Below are 20893 nucleotides of genomic sequence, written 5' to 3' on the forward strand. Positions count from 1 at the left end.
TTATTGAATGTTAGATATATTACAAATTCACTAGGATTGCCATCTTTGTCCAACAGTTCCTCATATCCTCTGAGGACTAAATGTTGATTATGAATTAAAACAGTAAAAATACTGTTTGTTCTGACAATGTTGTGAGTATAAATTCATCTTGCGCTTGTGGCTTTTTTTTAACAAAAAACATGAAGGAATATTGCAGTGACTCCCAAACATAAACAAAAATATAACATTATTAGCCACCCTGCTCTTTTTAAAGCTAATCGTACAAGGTGTAGTCATCTAAACTTAGGCACAACTTTAGTAACTTCTCTGCTAGGTTTAACGGTTGTTTCCGTCCCATCAGCAGAAGCTTCAGATCATGTCGTTACTGATTCACAAATAGAATTAAGTTTTACTCAAACTTTATCTGAAACTAATAGTTCTCAGACTAGCATTCAAACTGACTTTTCCCAGGATATAGAAAACCCCTCTTTATCAGACGCAAAGCAACTGTACCTCTCATCTAGAACCATAGAGGCTGTAAAAAGTCAAAATATTCAGACCCCAGAATTTATTGGTGTTGATACTACTGAAATGTTTTCCACTCACTCAAATGCAGGGATGGGGGAAATTTTAGCAGAAAATGTATTAGAATCTGATGAGCAATTAAAGCCCCAAAATCAAACTCAAATCATTGCACAAACTGACTCTTCTGGGGTAGTAGGTGACACACTAGGCGATACTAATCAATTGCGCCAAGAACTGTTAATTGAACCAATAGTCAGAGTTCGTAAGACTCCTAAAGCTGCTCCTGGTTCAGCTGCGGGTACTCCCTCTGCTTATGGTGCAAGTTTCGGTCAAGCCTATATTGGGGGTGGTTTAAGTTTCCCGCTTGATAAAGATAAGGATAATGTAGACGGTTCGTTGTCGGTGGGTTTCGGTTTAGGTGATGCAGTTAAATCTGTAGGGTTGGAAGTTAACGTCAATATTACTAGTGTCGGCGGTGGTGATAATTTTGATTTTGGCGATAGTGGCGGTGTCGGTTTTAAGCTACACAAATATTTTACCGATGGTACGGCTGTAGCTGTTGGTTGGTCAAATGCTGTGAAATGGGGAGATGTTACCGATGCTCAAGATACTATTTATGGGGTAGTTACTAAGTCATTTCCACTGCAACCAAATAACCCAAATCATAAATTACCTCTCACGCTTTCTGCGGGTCTTGGTAGTGGTAGTTTTCGTTCTAAGGGTGCGATAGAAGCAGGTGATAATGCTATAAATCTTTTTGGAAGTCTGGGTTTAAGAATTATTCCAGAAATATCTTTGGTTACTAGCTGGACAGGAAATCGCCTCAATATGGGAGCATCTTTTGCACCATTAAAAGATACTCCTATAGTTATCAATACTATTTTCACGGATGTAACCAGCAATTTTGAAACTGGTCTTGGGTTTACTTTAAGTGCAGGGTATACTTTTCGGTTTTAGATGTTGAGTTATTTTGGAAATAAAGGATATCAGGTGCAGATAAGTAGTTATGTTTTTCTCGGTCATTAAAACCCACCCAGCTTGCAGGTAAGGAAAATCAAACATAGCTTTGATGAGGTGGTTTTTTTCGAGTTTAATAAGTAATCAACCGGACACAATCTTTAGCAGCAATAGTCATGAAAAAACAAAACTTACCTCTCAATTTAGGTTTAGTATTAATTTTATTGACTTGTTTAGTCAGTGCGCCCCTGAGAGTAAATGCAGGTAGTGCTAATGTAGTCGGTGTTAGTGATGATTCTGCTACCTCATCTGGTGATAATCTTAGCCCTGCAACAGAGCCACCGCTTGAAGCTGTACCTGGTACTAATGTCGAAATAAACAGTGGTGATTCTGAGGTGAATATTAGTACATCACCAGAAATTCAGAACAATGTCAATGAAGCGGCTAATGAGATATTGGAACAAGCTGAAGATGCTAATAGCTCAGTAGCAGTCAGTAGTGTTGGTGTTGATGGTACTGTCTGTAGTGTTGGTGTTGATGGTACTGTCTTGAGTTGTGCGGGTAGTTCTAATAGTGTATTTGCCATTATTGTAGTTATTTTACAAGGTGGTGCTGATGCAGAAAATTCTGTCAATCAGTTACAAAGTTCTTTAGGTAATTTAGGTGTTTCACCATCTGCAATACGACGTCTGGTTAACGCTCTTCAGGGGATGATTAGTCAGTCATCAGCATCTACATCTGGTGTTGATATGGGGTCTTTAAAACCAGCGCATTTAGTAGCTGGTGTTAAGGGGTTAAAAAAAGAAGTTGCTCAAAATGTAGTTAAACCAAGTGTGGATCTGAATAAGTTAAATGCTGCTATTACTGCTTACAATAATATTGTGATGGAAAGCAGTCCTGAAGTTGTTCAGAAATTGGCGAAAGACCCACAATTTTTAGAAATTGGTAAAGTTCTGAAGCAGTTACGGGCTGCTTTGAATAAGCGTTAAAATTTGCACAGCGACTGACAAAGCTCATACAGTCAGTCGCTGGATAGCTACAACTGACTCAAACTGAGTCGCTTCAAGAATCCAATAGGAGTCCGATAATTAAATTCTGCAATTAATAAGATTGATATTTTTTAAATATTTGAACTTCCCCCTGATGATTAAACTCCATGACTGTAAAGGGCTGCTTTGTATTTCCCGATTCCATTCCTGGCGTTCCTATAGCCATTCCTGGTACAGCTAAACCTGCAAGTTGGGGCTGTTGTTGCAGAAAAAGCTTGATATCATCGGCGGGAATATGTCCTTCCATCACGTAACCGTCAATAATTGCTGTATGACAAGATGCTAAATCTGGAGGTAAATTGTACTTTTGTTTGATAGCTTCCATCTCGTCAGTTTTGATATCAGCTTGGATTTTAAACCCGTGCTTTTGGATGTGTTTTATCCAATTTCCGCAGCAGGTACAAGCCGGACTACGATAAACTTTAACGTCTCTTGTTCCTGAATAGGATTCGGTTTGCTGATCCCAAACACTGACGTTGAGCAGTGATGTAGAATTACTCGCTAATACTTGTAGATGATTACTAGCTGTGACATTCTCTCCTTGGCTCATTAAATTGAATGTTATGTAGGCAGTTGCTACAACTCCAGTGGTAACAATTACTGCCAACAAATAACGAGGCAATTTACTCATCCAATCAGAAAAACGTTTGTACATTGTTAACACCTTGTAAGAGATTTTTAGTATTCGTATTTCCAACCTATTTTTGTGAGTTTATACTCTCTAGTTAAGTGAAGAGTCAACGGCGAGATTTTAAGATGTAGACAATATTTACTTTTATAAAGAAAATATTGTCTACATTTTTAGCTAAAAATACAAAAATGAAAATAAGATGAAATTTGGTATATTACATCAGACATAAATTTTTTTATCCCATTTGGAAGATGTTTGAGCGATAGGAAATTTTTAAATTAAAGTCAAGGGACAAGCTAAATTCAAAGTAGAGTGTACCATCATCAAGTAGTATCCGAATTACACTACACTCGCAAAATATTTAATTCCCAGATTCACAAGGATTAATTATGGCTAATATAGGGTTATTTTTTGGTACTCAAACAGGCAATACCCAAACAGAATCAGAAATGATTCAACAACAGTTTGGTGATAAACATACTGTAGAATTGCATGATGTCTCTCAAGTAGAATTGAGTGAGTTCAATAAATATAATTATATCATTATTGGCTGCCCCACCTGGAATATTGGTGAATTACAAAGCGACTGGGAAGGTTTTTATGATGAGCTAGATAATGTTGATTTTTCTGGGAAGAAAGTAGCTTATTTTGGTGCAGGGGATCAGGTTGGTTATCCTGATACCTTTCAAGATGCAATGGGCATTCTCGAAGAAAAAATTGTGGAATTAGGTGGTAAAACTGTGGGTTATTGGCCTACAGATAACTATGAGTTTAGTGAGTCTAAAGCACTCCGTGATGGGAAATTTGTAGGACTTGCTCTTGACGAAGATAATCAAGCGGACTTGACAGAGGAACGAATCAAAACTTGGGTAGCTCAACTCAAACAAGAGTTTGGTTTGTAGAAGAGTCCTGATAGGCAATTTTACAAAGTTGCCTCAACTCTAACACTCAGGATTCTGGTATTACTGAAGCAAAATCTTGAGTAATACTCTAAGTATTAGAGTTTCTCCAATTATGACAATTAATTTATATCTATTAGTTGATTTTTTATCCAGCACAATAATATACGGTGAATTTAAAACCTTGACTTTAAAAAGCCAGTAGAAAATGATGAAAAATACAAATTTCGTTAATTATTTTGTTACTGCTCTCACTCTATTAGGATTGAGTGCTGTTCCTTCAATTGCTCAAACTCAACCTTCTCAGCAACGTTCAGAAATGAACTTACAACAGATGGGTCAGCATCGCCGAGAAATGATGACACAGATGGGACAGATGCAGCAAATGATGGGACAAATGCAAATCAATATGGGTCGAATGCAGCAGAGAATGTCTCAGATGACACCTGAACAAATGCAGCAAATGATGCAAAGAATGACTCCACAACAAAGAGAACAACACCATCAACAAATGATGAGGCAAATGCAAGAAGCGATGAGAAGTATGCAGAAAATGAATCAAATGATGGAAAAGATGAACCAAATGATGGGAAGTTAAAGTAATTCGTAATTATGAAAGTACCACGGAATTTGGGTTTTTATGTTTGAATCTATTGGGGAATATTAGAGGATTGGAATTAAATGCCAACAAAATACTAATGAGTGCTATTGATCATGACAAATCATCATAGGAGAACAGCTACACATCCGACTCACGAACACTACGAACATGAACACCATTCTGAGCATCAACCAGGGCATTTACAACATGGTAAACACGCTGGACATAGCCCGGAAATTTTCAAACGTCGCTTTTTTATCTGTCTGCTGTTAACTTTGCCCATCTTGTATTTTTCTACCCAACTACAAGATTGGTTGAATTACGAAGCGATCGCTTTTCCTGGTTCGGAGTGGATTAACCCAATTTTAGGCATCATCATCTATTTTTACGGTGGTTGGGTATTTCTCAAAGGTGCTTGGAATGAACTGCACAGCCAAATCGGGATGATGACTTTGATTGCGCTAGCAATTACGGTTGCATTTACGTACAGTTTGGCTGTTTCTCTTGGTTTGAGGGGGATGCCTTTTTATTGGGAGCTAGCAACCCTAGTAGATATTATGCTGCTGGGTCACTGGATTGAAATGGCTTCTGTACAAAGTGCTAGCCGGGCTTTAGAAAATTTAGCACAACTTTTACCTGCCCAAGCCCATCGCCTCACTAACGGTCAAGTTGAAGATGTGCCGGTCAGCGAAATTCAAGCAGAAGATATTGTTTTGATTCGTCCAGGGGAGCAAGTCCCCAATGATGGGATTGTGATTGAGGGAGAAAGCAGCATTAATGAATCCTTTCTCACAGGTGAATCTCGTCCAGTTGCTAAACAAGAAGGGGATGAAGTAGTAGCTGGTTCGGTAAACGGTGAGGGTTCAGTTAAAGTTAAAGTGACTCGTGTAGGTGGCGAAACTACGATTAATCAGATTATGCGCTTGGTAGAAGAGGCGCAGGGTTCTAGAAGTAGATATCAAGTCTTAGCAGACCGGACAGCCTACTGGTTGACTATAATTGCGATCGGTGCAGGAACTAATGTAGCAATTGAATCTGCGGATTTAGTGTTAATTGAAAATGATCCCTTAGACGCAGTTAAAGCCCTGAATTTAGCCCAAAAAACCTACAGCAAAATGATTCAAAATCTTGCATGGGCGACAGGTTACAACGTGATTGCTATTCCTCTGGCGGCTGGTGTGCTTTACACTTGGGGAATTTTACTTTCACCGGCGGTGGGAGCATTATTAATGAGTTTGTCAACTGTGATTGTGGCAATTAATGCTGTAATGTTGCGTCGGGCGAAGTTGGCTTAAATCCAATACAGTTCAGTTAAGAAAATAGTTTGTAGTGTACCCCTGCGGGGAAGCAAGCTACGCCTAGCGTCTCGTAGAGAGTTTAGTCCTCATCTAAGGACTAAAGTCCTTACTACGAACTCTTACTTCACAAACCCCAGATTTTAGCCTTGTTAGGCGTTGCATTAATAATGTCAAGCGTTGCATTAGCAATGTCAAGCGTTGCATTAGCAATGTCAAGCGTTGCATTAACAATTTCAGGCGTTGCATTAGCAATGTCAAGCGTTGCATTGGCAATGCCGATGAAGCAACTTGCGTAGACACCGTAGCCCCTTTACAATGGGTACTGTGCAAATTCATATAGAATTGGGATTACTCAAAAACTGATGTCATTCCCTTTCCTGATTCGACATCTGAAAGCGGTTTTTTAGGCAGCAAGAATTTACCGAACTGAGCATATAAAGCAGGTAAAACTAATAATGTTAACCCTGTAGAAGTAAACAAACCTCCCAGTACCACTATAGCTAAAGGCTGGAGAATTTCTTTACCTGCACCTATGCCAATTATCAAAGGTATCATGCCCAAAGCGGAAGTCAAAGCTGTCATTAAAATAGCAACTAAGCGTTCCATTGAACCTGTCAAAATTACTGTCTTTAAAGGCAAACCCTGGGCTAATTTCTGATTGTAATTATCTACTAATAAAAGTCCGTTGCGTGTGGCTACACCAAATAGAGTAATAAACCCGACTAAGGAAGCTACAGAGATAATTCCGCCACTTAAAGCAATGGAAAATATACCTCCTACCAATGCTAGAGGTAGGTTAATCATAATCATTAGCATGGCAGCAACAGATTTAACTGCAAAGTACATCAAGACAGCAATAATTACAATTGCTAAACTTCCAAATACTAGTAAGTTTTGGGTAGCGCGTTGTTCTGATTCAAATTGTCCGCCGTATTGAATGAAATAACCTGTAGGTAACTGAATTGATTGCTGTACTTTAGCTTGAATTTCATCAACGACAGAACCTAAATCTCGCCCGGAAACATTAGCAGAAACTACAATTAAACGTGAGACATTTTCCCGGTTAATTGTGTTGGGGCCTGTTCCATAGTCAACGCTGGCGACTTGAGCTAGGGGGATTTTCTGCCCTGTGGGGGTATCTACTAATAAGTTGCGGATAATTTCTAAATTATTGCGTGCTTCTGGTTGCAACCACACAACCAAATCAAATAATTGCTGTCCTTCCAAAACTTGAGAGACAACCCGCCCATTCAAAGCAGTTTCGGTCACTTCTGCTAGTTGACCGACTGTTAAACCATAGCGAGCTGCGGCGGTTCTGGAAAATTTAATTTGTACCTGCTTAATGGGGACTTGGGGTTCAAGTTGTAAATCTACCAGTCCCGGTATATCTTTGACAGCCGCTTGCACCTCAGAACCAATGTGACGCAGTTCGCCTAAATCTGAGCCAAAAATTTTGATTGCGATCGCACTTCTCACTCCTGATAATACCTCATCCATGCGGTGAGAAATAAAGCCGCCAATACTAGGGGCAACTCCCGGTATTTTGGCAAATTCTGCCCGTAACTTCTCAATGCTTCCTTTCCTATCTTGTAAGCCGTCCTTAGTCAATTCCACATCTAAATGTCCCAAATTCACGCCACCAGCATCAGCATCACCAGGAGCGCGTCCGGCTCGTAACTGGACTGTGCTAAATCGCTTGTCACCTTTCAAAGCCTCTTGCATAACGAACCCGACTTGATTCGTGGCTGACAGAGAACTCCCTGGATACAGCAGCACAGCATTGACTAAAGATGGTTCTTGGAACTCCGGCAGAAAAACCCTACCCAAACTTGGTAAAATTATTAGAGATGCAACTAAACTAGCCCCCGCAATTGCCAAGATAATCGTCGGGAAGCGCAGCGAAAAATTGAGCAACGGTTGATAAAGTCGCTGTGATAAGGCATTTACCCAAGTATCATCTGAAGGTAACTGGCGATTGGCTAATAAAATCGCGCACAATGCAGGCGACAGCGTCATAGCTACAAAGGTAGACGCAAAAATTGATACCAAATAAGCCACACCCATCGGGGCAAATATGCGCCCTTCTACACCCGTAAGCATGAAAATAGGTGCAAAGACTACGGCAATAATGACTGTAGAAAAAATGACGCTGACTCTGACTTCAACTGAGGTATCGTAAACTACTTTAAAGGGATGAACAGGATTGCTTGCAGCTTGATTTTTACGTAACCCTCGGTAGCAGTTTTCCATATCAACAATTGAGTCATCCACTACCGAACCAATAGCCACAGCTAAACCACCCAAAGTTATGGTGTTAATTGCCTGACTAAATAAATTGAGAATCAACATCCCAATTAAAACTGATAGAGGAATGGCACTCAGAGTAATTACAGCCGTGCGCCAGTTCATCAAAAACAGCAGCAAGATAACAGCGACAATAATAGTACCATCACGGAGAGAACTGGTAACATTTTCAATAGCTGCGGCAATAAAACTTTCCTGGCGAAAAGTTTCTGTAACTTTCACGTCTGGGGGTAATGCTAATTTTACCTCTGAGATCGCCTTTTCAATTGCTTTAGTTACAGTCGGTGTATCATACTGCGGCTGTTTATTCACCATCACCACAATCGCAAGCTGACCATTGAGACTACCATCACCACGTTTTAAAGCTGCGCCAATCTGCACAGATGCGACATCTTTAAGTAAAACAGGCGTACCATTACGGGCTGTCACAGCAGAGTTAGCCAACTGTTCAATAGATTTAACCCGTCCCAGTCCCCGAATGATAATTTCTTGGTCGGGGTTAATTAAAAAACCACCAGATGCATTCACATTAGCGGCTTTTGTAGCTGCTGTCACCTCATCCAAAGTGACATTAAATGCTTTCAGCTTCGCCGGGTCAACTAAAACCTGATATTGACGAACATCACCACCATAAGCAATCACTTGAGAAACCCCAGATACAGCCAACAGTCGATTCGTCACATCCCTGTCAACCAAACGCCGCACTTCCATCAGTGGCGTTGTGTCAGCAGTGAAAGCATACTGCAACACAGTCCCAATCGGGGAAGTAATCGGCGAAATTTGGGGATTTTCTACACCTGATGGTAACTTCTCCTGCACCTGTTGCAATCGTTCCATCACCAACTGACGAGCCTGATAAACATTCGTCCCCCACTTAAAAATCACCTTCACCACCGAAATTCCCACCGCCGAGGAAGAACGTACCGTTTCCACCCCCGGTGTACCATTCACAGAACTTTCAATCGGCAAAGTCACCAGCGATTCTACCTCTTCTGGAGCGAGTCCTGGGGCTTCAGTTTGAATCTCAACTTGCGGCGGTGCAAAATCAGGAAACACATCCAATGGCATTTGAGTCAGATTGTACACACCCAAAAACGTAACTACAACTGCTCCCAACACCACCAACCACCGTTGAACAATCGACCACTTAAGGATGCTATTTAACATTTCCCAACTCCAAACACCAAAAAACTCACTCCAACTCTCTGCGCCTCTGCGTCTCTGCATGAGACAAATCCAAACTCAAATTCACCGCCGATATCCGCCGCCGAGACCAAACAGCACCCCCAAAAAATGCGCCTATAATTAATAAACTCCCTCCACCAACCCCCAATAACCACAGTGGTACAGGCAGATTCGATGTTACACCTGTAGTAGCTTCCCCATGTTCATGGTCATTTTGATTAGATTTATTTCCCCCAAGCAAAGACTGCGCGTATAGTTGCGGCGCACGCTGAGTTACTACTAAATCCCCTGCAAATAAACCCATCTTCACCTCAACCATATCCCCAGAGGTTCGACCCAAAGTAACATCAACTCCTTGGTAAGCATTACCATTTTGGATATAAACCTGTTCCTTACCATTAACATCAACAACGGCTGTAGAGGGAATAGCTAACACTGCTGATGAAGTTTGGTTGGTGAGGACTTCCAATTCAGCAAACATCCCAGGTTTAAGTACACCACCAGGATTATTAATTTCCGCTTTTACTGGGACAACCCGCGTCTCCCCTGTCACCGCCGAATCAATAATAGTAATGCGTCCTGTAAATGTGCGGTCAGGTAAAGCAGCCACTTTGACATTAACCCGTTGACCTTGACGAACTTTATCTAAATCTTTTTCGTAAATATTAGCTGTAGCAAACACCCGATTATCATTAACAATCGTCATTAATTTGCCACCTGCATCATTAAAGGTTTGACCGATAGTAACTTCTCTATCCGCAACCTTCCCAGAAATTGGTGCTGTTATTGTCACAAGTCCTTTGCTATTACTACGGATGCCTAATTGTTGCAAGCGAGTTCCATAGTTTGCACTGCTGAGACTAATTCGAGATTTGGCAACTGTAACATGAGCCTGGGCGCGTTTGAGTTGATTTTCTGCGGCGATGACTTCCCGGCGACTATTAGCTTTCGTCAGTTGCGCTTTCGCCTGGGCTAGCTGAGTTTGAGATTCTAAAGCATTCCTTTGGGGTAAAGCACCCGCCTCAGCTAAATCTTTGTCTTTGTTATATTTTTCTTGAGCAAATGCTACTTGACTTTCAGCTTCAGTAATTTCAGCAGCCGCAATTTGTTGATAGCGATAATAATTTTGTTGCGCTAATTTTAAATCTGCTAAAGCTTGTTGTAAATCTGCTTCACCTTGAGCCAGTTTCTCTTGTGACTCTACGCGCAGTGATGCTAAATCTGGACTGGTGACGACAGCAACAGGTTGACCTTGCTTAACTATAGTACCTGGTTCTACTAACAACTCAACTACTTTTGCCCCTGGAATGGGTGTAGTAACTTCTGCTTGTTTACTAGGTAGGGTTTCTATTTTACCTGTAGTTTTAATGCTGATAGCTAGTTGCTGTGATTTGACTGGTGTAACTTTTATTCCTAACCTTTGAGCCGTTTCTGTATCTACCTGAACCGAACTATTAGCCGATGCTTCATTTCCTCCCTGAAATTCATTTCCGTGTCCAGCATGGGCTAGAACTGCTGCGGGACTCGCTAATAATAGTAAGCTGGCTAGTATACCAGAGGCACTACGCATGATTAAAAACAGAGAGTTTAACATCGCTATCAGAAATCCTGAGTTACGGGGTAAAAGGGTTATTCTGCACCCCACCCTAGTATTTCATCTCAAAATGAAATTAGGATGAAATTTAGTAGAGATTCTCTGTGTCTTTGTGTCTCTGTGGTAAAAAAGTCTTTAACCACAGAGACACAAAGACACAGAGTTATGAAGAAATTTAATTTATGAGAGTGCTACTTGTTGAGGATGAACCAGATTTGGGTACTGCTATTAAGCGAACTCTTACCCAACAGAAATACTTGGTTGATTGGGTGATAGATGGTAATGAGGCGTGGGCATATCTAGAAAGTAGTTGGACACAATACACTTTAGCTATTTTTGATTGGATGATTCCTGGTATTTCTGGTTTGGAATTATGCCAGAAATTACGTTATCGGCATAATCCTCTACCTGTGTTAATACTGACAGCTAAAGATAGAATGGAAGATAAAGTCATGGGGTTAGATGCAGGGGCTGATGATTATTTAGTCAAACCCTTTGGTATGGCGGAACTGTTAGCGAGATTGCGGGCTTTGCAGAGGCGATCGCCTCAATTTCAACCCCAAGAATTAACTGTGGGAAAGCTCACTTTAGATTATGGTAATAGTAAAGTAATTAGTAGAGGTATTGCGGGGAATAAACAGGAAATTATCTTAACTAATAAAGAATTTCAACTTCTAGAATATTTTATCAAGCACCCCAATCAAATATTAAATTCTGAACAAATTCGCTATCAACTTTGGGAGGTAAATGCAGAACCTGTAAGTAATGTAGTTGCAGCACAAGTTAGGTTACTACGTCGCAAGTTGGCTAATAGTGGCTGTGAAAATATGATTGAAACATTACATGGTCTGGGATATAGATTTAATTTCACCGATGAATCAAAATAAGTTATTTCAGCAAACCCGCTTACGTTTGGCGTTGTGGTACGCGCTGGTGATGGCTGTGATTTTAAGTTTGTGTGGAATTGGTGTTTACAAAGCTGTGTCTCACGCTCATTGGATGACCTTAGACCAAGAAATAGAATCAGTAGCGGGAACATTGCATGATAGTATTGAATTGAAATTACAACAACCTGGTCAATTAGAACCAGTCATACAAACTCTTTTACCCAATATATGCATAGTAGGAAAAAGGTGTATTTCCGAGCCAGTAAACTCTCAGCGTCATACCCTAAGTGCTATTCATCAAGACCATTATTATGTGCGTTTCTTTGATAATTCTGGACGCTTATTTGCTATAGCTGGGGCTTATCCAGAAGGGCTATCACCAGAATTTAATCGAGAATTATGGCAAACTCTCAAAGATAATAAAGGTAAGGTCTATCATCAAATTTCTTTAACTTTACATACCCAAAATAATCGTGATTGGGGTTACATTCAAGTCGGGCGGAGTATTGAAGATTTTAATAGTTATTTAGATGCGGTTAAGCTCATATTAGTATTGGGTTCGCCAATTGTTATTACTTTAGTTGGTCTTGCTAGTTGGTGGTTAGCTAGATTAGCAATGCAACCAATTTATAAATCATACAGACAAATTCAACAATTTACAGCCGATGCAGCCCACGAATTACGCACACCTTTAGCAGCTACTCAAGCAACTGTAGAATCAGCACTTTTGATGTCACAATTGGATGAAGTAGAGGCGCGGGAAACTTTACAAACTCTACACCGTCAAAATCAGCGTTTGACTAATCTTGTAACTGATTTATTATTACTATCTCGTTTAGATAGTCAACCTGTGCCAATGCGGCGTGAGATTTGTTGTTTAGATGATATTATTAATGACTTAATAGAAGAGTTTGCAGCATTAGCGATCGCCACAAATATCACCCTCACATCTCGGATTCTGGTATCGACACCTGTAAATATTATCGCTAATCAAGACCAGCTTTATCGTTTGATTTCTAACTTAACTATCAATGCTATTCAGTATACACCATCAGGTGGTAAAGTAATAGTTGCTTTAAACCGTAGTGATAATTATGCTGTGATTCAAATTCAGGATACAGGTATTAGTATTCCTCAGTCAGAATTATCACACATTTTTGATCGCTTTTATCGAGTGCATAGCGATCGCTCTCGTAGCACTGGCGGTTCTGGATTAGGATTAGCGATCGCTCAAGCAATTATCCTAGCACACCACGGTAGTATAGATGTGCAGAGTGAATTAGGTCAAGGCAGTATTTTTACGCTTAAGCTACCCCGTAAAAACTAATTGATGAATTTCAAGCTTTAGTATTTAATTAGGGGTTGGTGTTGGTGTTTCTGTCGGGGTTTCTGTGGGTGTGGGTGTGGGTGTTTCTGTGGGAGTTGGTGTTGGTTCTGGTGGGGTGGGATTTTTGACTGTAAGGCTGAGTTGATAATCTGCTGATGTGGATGCAGTGGACACCACAACAAATTCATAAAATCCCGATTCTGGTAGTTCTGTTGTTAAAGTCCGTTGCGTAGAATCTTCTAAAAATATAATTTTCCCAGAAGGCGAATAAATTGATAACAAAACTTGGGGATTTGCTTGTAGTTGGAAATCTAAAGTTTGATTTTGAGCTAAATCAGCAATAAAAACTTTACCCACACCAGGGTTAAGATTACCACTGATAGTTTTATTAATAGCATCTTGATCAAAAACGATTTTTTGGAAAGCACTACCTGCAATGATGGCGTTAAGTTTGTCACTAACAAAAGCGTGCCAAACTTGTCCTATAGGCTGATTGATGAAGTCTTGTCCTTTTCGTTTTGGGAAGGCGTTAAAAAAAGCCGCATCACCCAAATCATACAAAGCGCGACTACTAACATTAACTTGATTGATATCCACCTTCCAGCGATCGCGTTCTGCGGCAGTATAAGTACCTAATTGCCGTCGTGCTTTGGTACTTAATGGTACAAGCTTTTCGAGTAATTCACCAGCGATTTTATCCCATTCTCCCCGTAAACTTTCATCCTCTGGTTCATCGCTGAGGGTACGTCCCTTTAAACTGGGATTTTGCTCCCAAAAACTTTGATTGACTAAATTAACGTAGAAATTAAAGTCTATCCCTAATTGTTGACGGCGATCGCTTAATCTTTGTTTGCGTCGTCGTTCTGTGGGCGAGTATTTATCTAGAGGATTGGTAGGCTGGGTAATAGTTGGTGTTGGTGTAGAATCGACTATGACTTGATTACCAGTTCTTCCGCCAACTCCCCACCAAATTAATCCCCCAGTAGTAACTAACACCAACACTGCTAGAAAAGTTTTAGTTGATGTCCATTGATTGTTAGGTTCGGGAGGAAGAGAAGCAGGGGGAATAGGAACAATAGGGGGAGTAGGCGAGACAGCTAGAGTTGCTGATGTCGGTGCGACTGGGGGGATGGGTGCTTGAGTGGGGGGATAATGTACTGGTGGAGAATTGAGTGCTTCGAGAACTTGTTGGGCTGACTGATAGCGATCGCCCGGTCGAGGAGCTAACATTTGATCTAATACTTGTCCTAATAGCGGACTGAGGGTAATTTCCCTTCGCCATTGCCAAGAAAGATTATAATTATCGACTAATTCTTGGGGTTGTTTACCCGTCAATAAAACTATTGCAGTCACCGCCAAAGCATACAAATCACTATGGGGAGACACTGCACCGGTTTGCATTTGTTCTGGTGGTGCGAATCCCACCTTACCTAGTAGGGTAGCGACTGGAGGCGGTGTAGCTATCCCCTGTTGATAATATTGGGAAGCAACGGCGGCTACTACTTGTTTGACACCACCAAAATCAATTAATATTGGTAGCTGGTCAAAAGTGCGAAGAATTAAATTATCTGGCGAAATATCACGATGAATCACACCCAAGGAATGGATATAATTCAACACTGGTAAAATTTGCTGTAAAAGTTGCTTAATTTCTAATTCTGTAAATCGTAAACCCTGTTGTTTACGGCTATTTAATAAATAACTATAATTTTGTCCTTCTATATAATCTTGGACTAAAAATAAATATTCTTTACCTTCCAAATTAATGTGAAACTGTTCCCGAAAGCGAGGAATTTGGGGATGTTGTAACTTATAGAGAACACTAGCTTCACGCTGAAATAGTTCTTCTGCTTTTTGTAAAACGTAGTCTGTTTGAACTTGGGGACAAAATTCCTTTAAAACACAAAGTTCGCGAAAACGGTTAATATCTTCAGCTAAATAAGTCCGTCCAAATCCTCCCTGACCGATTTGACGTACAATCACATAGCGATCGCCTAAAGTTAGCCCTGGTTGAATGTTATTCATTACTCATTAGTCATTGAGGCAAAATTCAATTCTCCCTGATCTTCTTCACTGTCACCTGTCACCTCTCATCTGTCCCCTATTTTTCACTTGTTCATCTGCGATCGCATACCAAACTTGACCTAAAGTCCGTTGATTCAGTTTCCCACGGTCTTGACCTGGAAACAACTGATCAAATTTTTGATTGGTATCCTTATTTAAATCGCTGACTGTGTAATTTCCTAGTTGTCCAGAACGAGCTTGTCGTCTCCAAGTTTGATAATCTCTCTCTGTATAGCTTCCCAGTTGACGGCGAGTTGCTGTACTGAGTTTAGCCTGTTCTATTTTATTCAATAAATCGCTAGCGACGGCAGACCATTCATCTCGCAAACCTGCATCTTCTGGGTTAGAAGTGAGGCTACGTCCGTTTAACTCTGGTTTTTGGGTATGGAATAAGCCGTCTACTGTCCGGGTAAAAAAGGGTTCAGGAATTTCTAATTGTTGGCGACGACTTAAAACTTGACTCAGGGTAATTTTATTTTTGTCACTAACTGGTTGACTAGTAGGACTAGATAACGATGGTATTTGGGGTAAAGAAATTTGTGGTGGAGTGATTGAAGAGACACCTCGAATCAGTGAGTTTACTACCGCAAAAGTCCCTGCACCAGTCAATATAATTAAAGCCGTTCCCCCAAAACTGACTGCAAAAGGACGTAGCCAACCAGGGAGAGGTAACTTTTGGGCTACGGCTTGAGTTTTGTTATGGAATTTACTAACGATTACCCCTGCTTTACGTCCAGGGGCAACTATCATTGTCTTGATCTTGGTAAGATGAGTCACAGGTGGTTTAGTCACATCTGGTGATGGTAAATCTTTGAGAATTAGATCAGCATTTTGATAGCGATCGCTTGGTTTATACGCCAACATCTTTTTTAACACAGCTTCTAGCTTAAAGCTGACATTAATTTCCCTACCCCAACGCCAAATTCCTTGATAGCTGTCGTATAGTTTTTGCGGTTCTTTCCCTGTCAATAAAACTAACGCTGTCACCGCCAAAGAATATAAATCACTGTTGAAATATACCTTTCCTTGTCGTAATTGTTCTTCTGGCGCGTAGCCTTTTTTACCCAACAGAGTATGATTGACAGCCAACTTAGTAAACCAAAAACCCTGAGAAGCTGGTAATTGCTTCACACCACCAAAGTCAATCAGTACAGGTAAATTATCAGAACGCCGCCAAATTAAATTATCAGGAGAAATATCGCGGTGAACTACATCTAAAGAGTGAATATAGGATAAAACAGGTAAAAGTTGTTGTAATAAAGTGATAACTTCTGCTTCTGTAAAAGTTTTCCCTTGACTTTGGCGTTGTTCTAATATTTGGTCAAAATTATCGCCTTCTACATAGTCTTGCACTAAAAAGAAAAAATCCTGATTCCCCATTTTTACTTGTAGTGAAGCGTGAAACATGGGAATCTGGGGATGATGAAGTTTTTTGAGGACGTTTGCTTCTCGCTCAAACAACTCCTTAGCCTTTTGTAAATCCTGTTTTTCTGTGACTTGGGGTGCAAATTCCTTCAAAACACAGGTTTGATTAGATTTCTTTTTATCCTCAGCTAGATAAGTACGTCCAAAACCACCCTGTCCTATTTGACGAACCAGCCGATAACGATTGTCTATAACTTGTCCAACAGTAATAGACAAAGGTTCACCGCAATGAATGCAAAAATGATTACTGCTATTATTAGCGTGTTTTTTACTGCAATAGACTTGCATGGTGCTGAAGGATAGATGAGGGTTTTTTTAATTACTACAACTAATATGCTTCAATTTACGAATATTCTTTTAAGAAGGTGACAGGTGACAGGTGACAGGTGACTAATTATGAAACACAAATCAAGAGGACAGCAAGTAATCAAGGTATGGGAAGATTTTGTGTCTACCCCTCTAGAGGATTTGTTACAGCAGCATATCAACTCTTCTGGGGAATCGGCTGTCTTGGATTTGTTTCATGATGTGGCTGCTAATGTCCCTGCTTATCAGGCTTTTTTAGCAGAAAGGGAAATTCAGCCAGATACGATTGAAAGTTGGGGTGATTTTCAGAAAATTCCAGCGATCGCTAAAGAAAATTATATCTCACGTTATCCTCTCGCTGATTTATGCCGCAATGGACAGCTAGAGGGTTGCGATATGATAGCGGCTTCCTCTGGTTCTACAGGGAAACCCACATTCTGGCCTCGGTTCTTCACTGATGAACTCCAAATTGCTACACGCTTTGAGCAAATTTTTCACGACAGTTTCGCCGCCGATACCAAACCCACCCTTGCAGTCATTTGCTTTACTCTAGGAACTTGGGTAGGTGGGATGTTCACTACAAATTGCTGTCGTTATCTTGCTAGCAAAGGCTACCCCATTACCGTTATTACCCCCGGTAACAATAAAGAAGACATATTGCGCGTAGTGCAGGAACTCGGCGGGAATTTTGCACAGGTGGTTTTATTGGGATATCCACCATTTCTAAAAGATGTAATTGATACAGGTATTGCCCGTGGTGTAGAGTGGCAACGCTACCAGATGAAATTTGTCATGGCGGGTGAAGTATTCAGTGAAGAATGGCGGAGTTTAGTAGGTGAAAGGGTGGGTTCTCAAAATCCCTGCTACGATTCAGCATCACTTTACGGTACAGCTGATGCAGGGGTGTTGGGCAATGAGACACCATTAAGTATTTGCATTCGCCGCTTTTTAGCACAAAATCCCGAAGCTGCAAAAGCTTTATTTGGGGAATCACGTTTACCTACACTAGTGCAGTATGACCCGGTTAGCCGCTTTTTTGAAGTCCAGAACGGGCAATTATTGTTTTCTGGAAATAACGGTATTCCCCTAATACGGTACAACATCTTAGACACTGGCGGAATCATTAGTTATGATGCCATGCTCCAGTTCTTAGCCGATTGGGGATTTAACCCACTGGAAAATCTTACTCCTCACACCCAGCAACCACCTAGAGGTATTCATCAACTACCCTTCGTCTACGTCTTCGGACGATCTAACTTTACAGTCTCCTATTTTGGCGCAAATATTTACCCCGAAAATGTGACAGTAGGATTAGAACAACCAGTCATTAAAGAGTGGGTGACAGGTAAATTCGTCTTGCAGGTAAAAGAAGACACCGACAAAAACCGCTTTTTATCTGTAGTTGTAGAATTAGCAACAGATGTTGAAGGTTCTGAAGACAAACGCCAAACCATAGCAACCTCAATTCTCACCCAATTGTTGCGACTTAACGGCGAATTTGCCAACTACGTCCCCAAAGAATACCAAACACCCCAAATCACATTAGCACCAATGGGCGATCGCGAATACTTCCCCATCGGAGTCAAACATCGTTACACAAGAAAATAATCCAAAACGCTCTTTTCTCTCTTTTCTCTCTCTGCGCCTCCGCGCCACCCTGCGGGAAGCCGCAAAGCGTCTACTGCGTGAATAAATCATCCGAATATTTGTAAAACTCGCACCTCTTCCCCCGGTAAAATTAATCTTTGACCTACCGGCAGCACAGCCAAAGCATTAGTTTGAGCCAAATTAATTAAATTCCCAGAACTATGACTACCACCAGCTTGGTGAAATTCATAAACTCCATCAATTAAACACAACCGTCCCCAAATATAAGTTTCCCGCTTCCCGTCCGATCGCAATTCATCATGCGATCGCACTTTCACTAATTCTGCTTCCCAACCCCCAGCCAGTCCCCCCAGTTTCTTGATGACTGGTTGCACAAATCGCCAGAAAGTCACCAACACCGCCGCCGGATTTCCTGGTAAACCGAAATATATAGGGAACTGGGAGAAAGTGGCGACTGTGAGGGGTTTTCCTGGGCGCATGGCTACAGAACGGATATGAATTGTCGCACCCAATGAATCCAGAATTTTATCAACGTAGTCATAATCTCCCACAGAAACACCACCAGAAGAAATCACTATATCGGCGTTAGCGATAGCTTGCTGAATTGTTGCTTCTAAAGCTGCTGGGTTATCCTTAACAATGCCTAATAATATCGGTTCTGCCCCCATTTGTCGCACTAAAGCAGCTAAAGCATACTGATTAGAATCAACAATTTGTCCTGGTTGTAAAGGTTGATTAACTGTCACCAATTCATCCCCTGTAGAAAAAATTGCCACACGAGGACGACGGTAAATCCTGACTTGCGGACACTGGGCTGCTGCTAACACGGCAATTTCCGCCGCATTTAACCTAATCCCGGCTGGTAATAATTGTGTACCTGATTGGTAATAAGCGGCTTTGCGTCTGACAAATTCCCCTGGTTGGGATGCAGTGAGAACCAAAACACAGTTATCTTCCCGGCGCGTCTTCTCTTGCATGACTACAGTATCCGCACCCTTGGGCATTACTGCCCCGGTAAAAATTCGCGCGGCTTGTCCTGGTTTTAGGGTAGACTTTGGTTGATAGCCTGCGGGAATTTCTGCAATAATTTCTAACTTTACTGGTTGTTCGGCGTTAGCATTTTGGACATCTTCATAACGTACCGCGTAGCCATCCATCGCCGAATTATCCCAATGAGGAAAATCCAGAGGACTGGTGACAGGCGTTGCTAAAATGCGCCCATTGGCGGCAAATAAATCTACAACCTCTGTATCTTGTTGGCTATCTAGTGGTTGAACTAAATTAAAAATAATATCTGCTGCATCCCTGACTGATAACATAGCGATCGCCTCAAATTATTGATTTTAGTCAACATTCAATCGTAAATGGATTAACACGCCTAATTTTGTGCATTATATGTAGGTTGGGAAGCCACCGCCTTGGACGGGTCTCCCGGCTTGGGGCGAGTGGCGTTTGACGGAAGGAAACCCAACACCAAGATCCATATTGGTTATCCGAGATCAATGTTGGGTTGCGCTGCGCTTAACCCAACCTACAATTTTTTTGCTTATGATTTATCAAGTAAACATTAAATCCTAGGGTGCTTTAAAACAGCGCAGAATAAGAACTAAAGTTCTTACTACAAACTTTAAAATTACCCTCTAATACCCAATCCCCAATCTCTATGACTATCGAACGAGTTCCTCAAAAACACTATCCCAAAGCTGAGATTAATCGGCGCGGTATGGCCTTGGGATTGGATTTTCTCGTTGTCTGGCTAGTCAGTTCTCTATTGGGAAGTAATCAAGGTAGTATTCAATTCATCCAAATTTTAGTGTTTATCTTCGGTTGGCTAATTTTGCGGGTACTAGTGGTATTCAACAACAAAGGGCAAAGTTTAGGGCGGTGGGCGTTTGACTTAAAAGTGCTAGAAGTAGAAGACGGACAAGTTGTCGGCAGAATTCCCCAATTGCTAGCACTATTTAAAAGAGAAGCTATAATTTGCTTTGGGGCAATTTTGGTATCTGTTGCCTTGGGCAATATTAGTGCCAATCCCACTGCTATACTGCTAGTGATTCCCCTAGCAATTGACTGTAGTGCAGCGTTATCTGATACCCAGATGCGCCAAGCTTTGCACGACCGTTATGCTGGAACTTTCATTGTTTCGTCGCGTCGGGGCTACTCGTTAGACTTAAAAATTAAACGATTAGTTGGAACTTTGCGCCGAAATGTGAGAAGATAGTTATTTGTGTTAATTCTCTTCAGGCTTTATTGT

16 protein-coding genes are annotated in these 20893 nt (G+C 41.1%); 9 read left to right on the forward strand and 7 right to left on the reverse strand.

Annotated elements, in window-relative coordinates:
* The first annotated feature begins 195 nt into the window (after positions 1-195).
* Positions 196-1461 carry a hypothetical protein gene (locus tag ACM0OR_RS18070; RefSeq protein WP_414574848.1) on the forward strand — a complete coding sequence of 422 codons (1266 nt, stop codon included), beginning with the start codon at positions 196-198 and terminating at the stop codon, positions 1459-1461.
* A 176-nt stretch (positions 1462-1637) separates the two neighbouring features.
* On the forward strand, positions 1638-2450 hold the full coding sequence (locus tag ACM0OR_RS18075; protein ID WP_414574849.1) for a hypothetical protein: 813 nt from the start codon (positions 1638-1640) through the stop codon (positions 2448-2450).
* Between the two features lie 112 nt (positions 2451-2562).
* On the opposite strand, the gene ACM0OR_RS18080 is transcribed toward ACM0OR_RS18075, so the two are convergent.
* Positions 2563-3165: a DUF411 domain-containing protein gene (locus ACM0OR_RS18080; RefSeq protein ID WP_414574850.1), complete on the reverse strand. Its 603-nt coding sequence runs from the start codon at positions 3163-3165 to the stop codon at positions 2563-2565.
* 365 nt (positions 3166-3530) lie between these two features.
* Here ACM0OR_RS18080 and fldA point away from each other — a divergent pair, with 365 nt between their 5' ends.
* From fldA to ACM0OR_RS18095, 3 genes are all read left to right on the forward strand, one after another.
* The gene (fldA, locus tag ACM0OR_RS18085) at positions 3531-4043 is read left to right on the forward strand and encodes a flavodoxin FldA (protein ID WP_414574851.1); all 513 of its coding nucleotides are present in this window, start codon (positions 3531-3533) and stop codon (positions 4041-4043) included.
* A 205-nt stretch (positions 4044-4248) separates the two neighbouring features.
* The gene (locus tag ACM0OR_RS18090; protein ID WP_414574852.1) at positions 4249-4638 is read left to right on the forward strand and encodes a hypothetical protein; all 390 of its coding nucleotides are present in this window, start codon (positions 4249-4251) and stop codon (positions 4636-4638) included.
* Positions 4639-4754: 116 nt separating this feature from the next.
* Positions 4755-5936, forward strand: a complete 1182-nt coding sequence (locus ACM0OR_RS18095) for an HAD-IC family P-type ATPase (RefSeq protein ID WP_414574853.1) — start codon at positions 4755-4757, stop codon at positions 5934-5936.
* A 93-nt stretch (positions 5937-6029) separates the two neighbouring features.
* Here the strand turns inward: ACM0OR_RS18095 and ACM0OR_RS18100 are convergent, their stop codons facing one another.
* From ACM0OR_RS18100 to ACM0OR_RS18110, 3 genes are read right to left on the reverse strand one after another with little or no spacing between them, the layout of a single operon-like run.
* Positions 6030-6239: a hypothetical protein gene (locus ACM0OR_RS18100; protein ID WP_414574854.1), complete on the reverse strand. Its 210-nt coding sequence runs from the start codon at positions 6237-6239 to the stop codon at positions 6030-6032.
* A 48-nt stretch (positions 6240-6287) separates the two neighbouring features.
* A complete protein-coding gene (locus ACM0OR_RS18105; protein WP_414574874.1) occupies positions 6288-9410 on the reverse strand; it encodes an efflux RND transporter permease subunit in 3123 nt (1040 codons plus the stop codon).
* Between the two features lie 25 nt (positions 9411-9435).
* The gene (locus ACM0OR_RS18110; protein ID WP_414574855.1) at positions 9436-11022 is read right to left on the reverse strand and encodes an efflux RND transporter periplasmic adaptor subunit; all 1587 of its coding nucleotides are present in this window, start codon (positions 11020-11022) and stop codon (positions 9436-9438) included.
* Positions 11023-11204: 182 nt separating this feature from the next.
* Here ACM0OR_RS18110 and rppA point away from each other — a divergent pair, with 182 nt between their 5' ends.
* Together rppA and rppB are read left to right on the forward strand one after the other, a co-directional pair.
* Positions 11205-11909 carry a two-component system response regulator RppA gene (gene rppA / locus ACM0OR_RS18115; RefSeq protein WP_414574856.1) on the forward strand — a complete coding sequence of 235 codons (705 nt, stop codon included), beginning with the start codon at positions 11205-11207 and terminating at the stop codon, positions 11907-11909.
* Positions 11896-13236 carry a two-component system sensor histidine kinase RppB gene (rppB, locus tag ACM0OR_RS18120; RefSeq protein WP_414574857.1) on the forward strand — a complete coding sequence of 447 codons (1341 nt, stop codon included), beginning with the start codon at positions 11896-11898 and terminating at the stop codon, positions 13234-13236. The genes rppA and rppB overlap by 14 nt, the downstream gene beginning before the upstream one ends.
* A 24-nt stretch (positions 13237-13260) precedes the next feature.
* Here rppB and ACM0OR_RS18125 read toward each other — a convergent pair whose 3' ends face one another.
* Together ACM0OR_RS18125 and ACM0OR_RS18130 are read right to left on the reverse strand one after the other, a co-directional pair.
* Entirely contained in the window at positions 13261-15261 is a 2001-nt protein-coding gene (locus ACM0OR_RS18125) for a protein kinase domain-containing protein (RefSeq protein WP_414574858.1), read from the reverse strand.
* Positions 15262-15312: 51 nt separating this feature from the next.
* Positions 15313-17013, reverse strand: a complete 1701-nt coding sequence (locus ACM0OR_RS18130) for a protein kinase domain-containing protein (RefSeq protein WP_414574859.1) — start codon at positions 17011-17013, stop codon at positions 15313-15315.
* A gap of 108 nt (positions 17014-17121) precedes the next feature.
* Between ACM0OR_RS18130 and ACM0OR_RS18135 the strand changes: the two genes are divergently transcribed.
* On the forward strand, positions 17122-18639 hold the full coding sequence (locus ACM0OR_RS18135) for a phenylacetate--CoA ligase family protein (RefSeq protein ID WP_414574860.1): 1518 nt from the start codon (positions 17122-17124) through the stop codon (positions 18637-18639).
* A gap of 86 nt (positions 18640-18725) precedes the next feature.
* Here ACM0OR_RS18135 and glp read toward each other — a convergent pair whose 3' ends face one another.
* Positions 18726-19958, reverse strand: a complete 1233-nt coding sequence (gene glp / locus ACM0OR_RS18140; RefSeq protein WP_414574861.1) for a gephyrin-like molybdotransferase Glp — start codon at positions 19956-19958, stop codon at positions 18726-18728.
* Between the two features lie 344 nt (positions 19959-20302).
* On the opposite strand from glp, the gene ACM0OR_RS18145 reads away from it, so the two are divergent.
* Complete coding sequence (locus ACM0OR_RS18145; protein ID WP_190700636.1) at positions 20303-20860, forward strand: RDD family protein; 558 nt, start codon at positions 20303-20305, stop codon at positions 20858-20860.
* The last annotated feature ends 33 nt before the right edge of the window (positions 20861-20893 follow it).

Origin of the sequence: Anabaena sp. CCY 9402-a, assembly GCF_963920945.1 — a bacterium.
Classification (GTDB): domain Bacteria; phylum Cyanobacteriota; class Cyanobacteriia; order Cyanobacteriales; family Nostocaceae; genus Trichormus; species Trichormus minutissimus.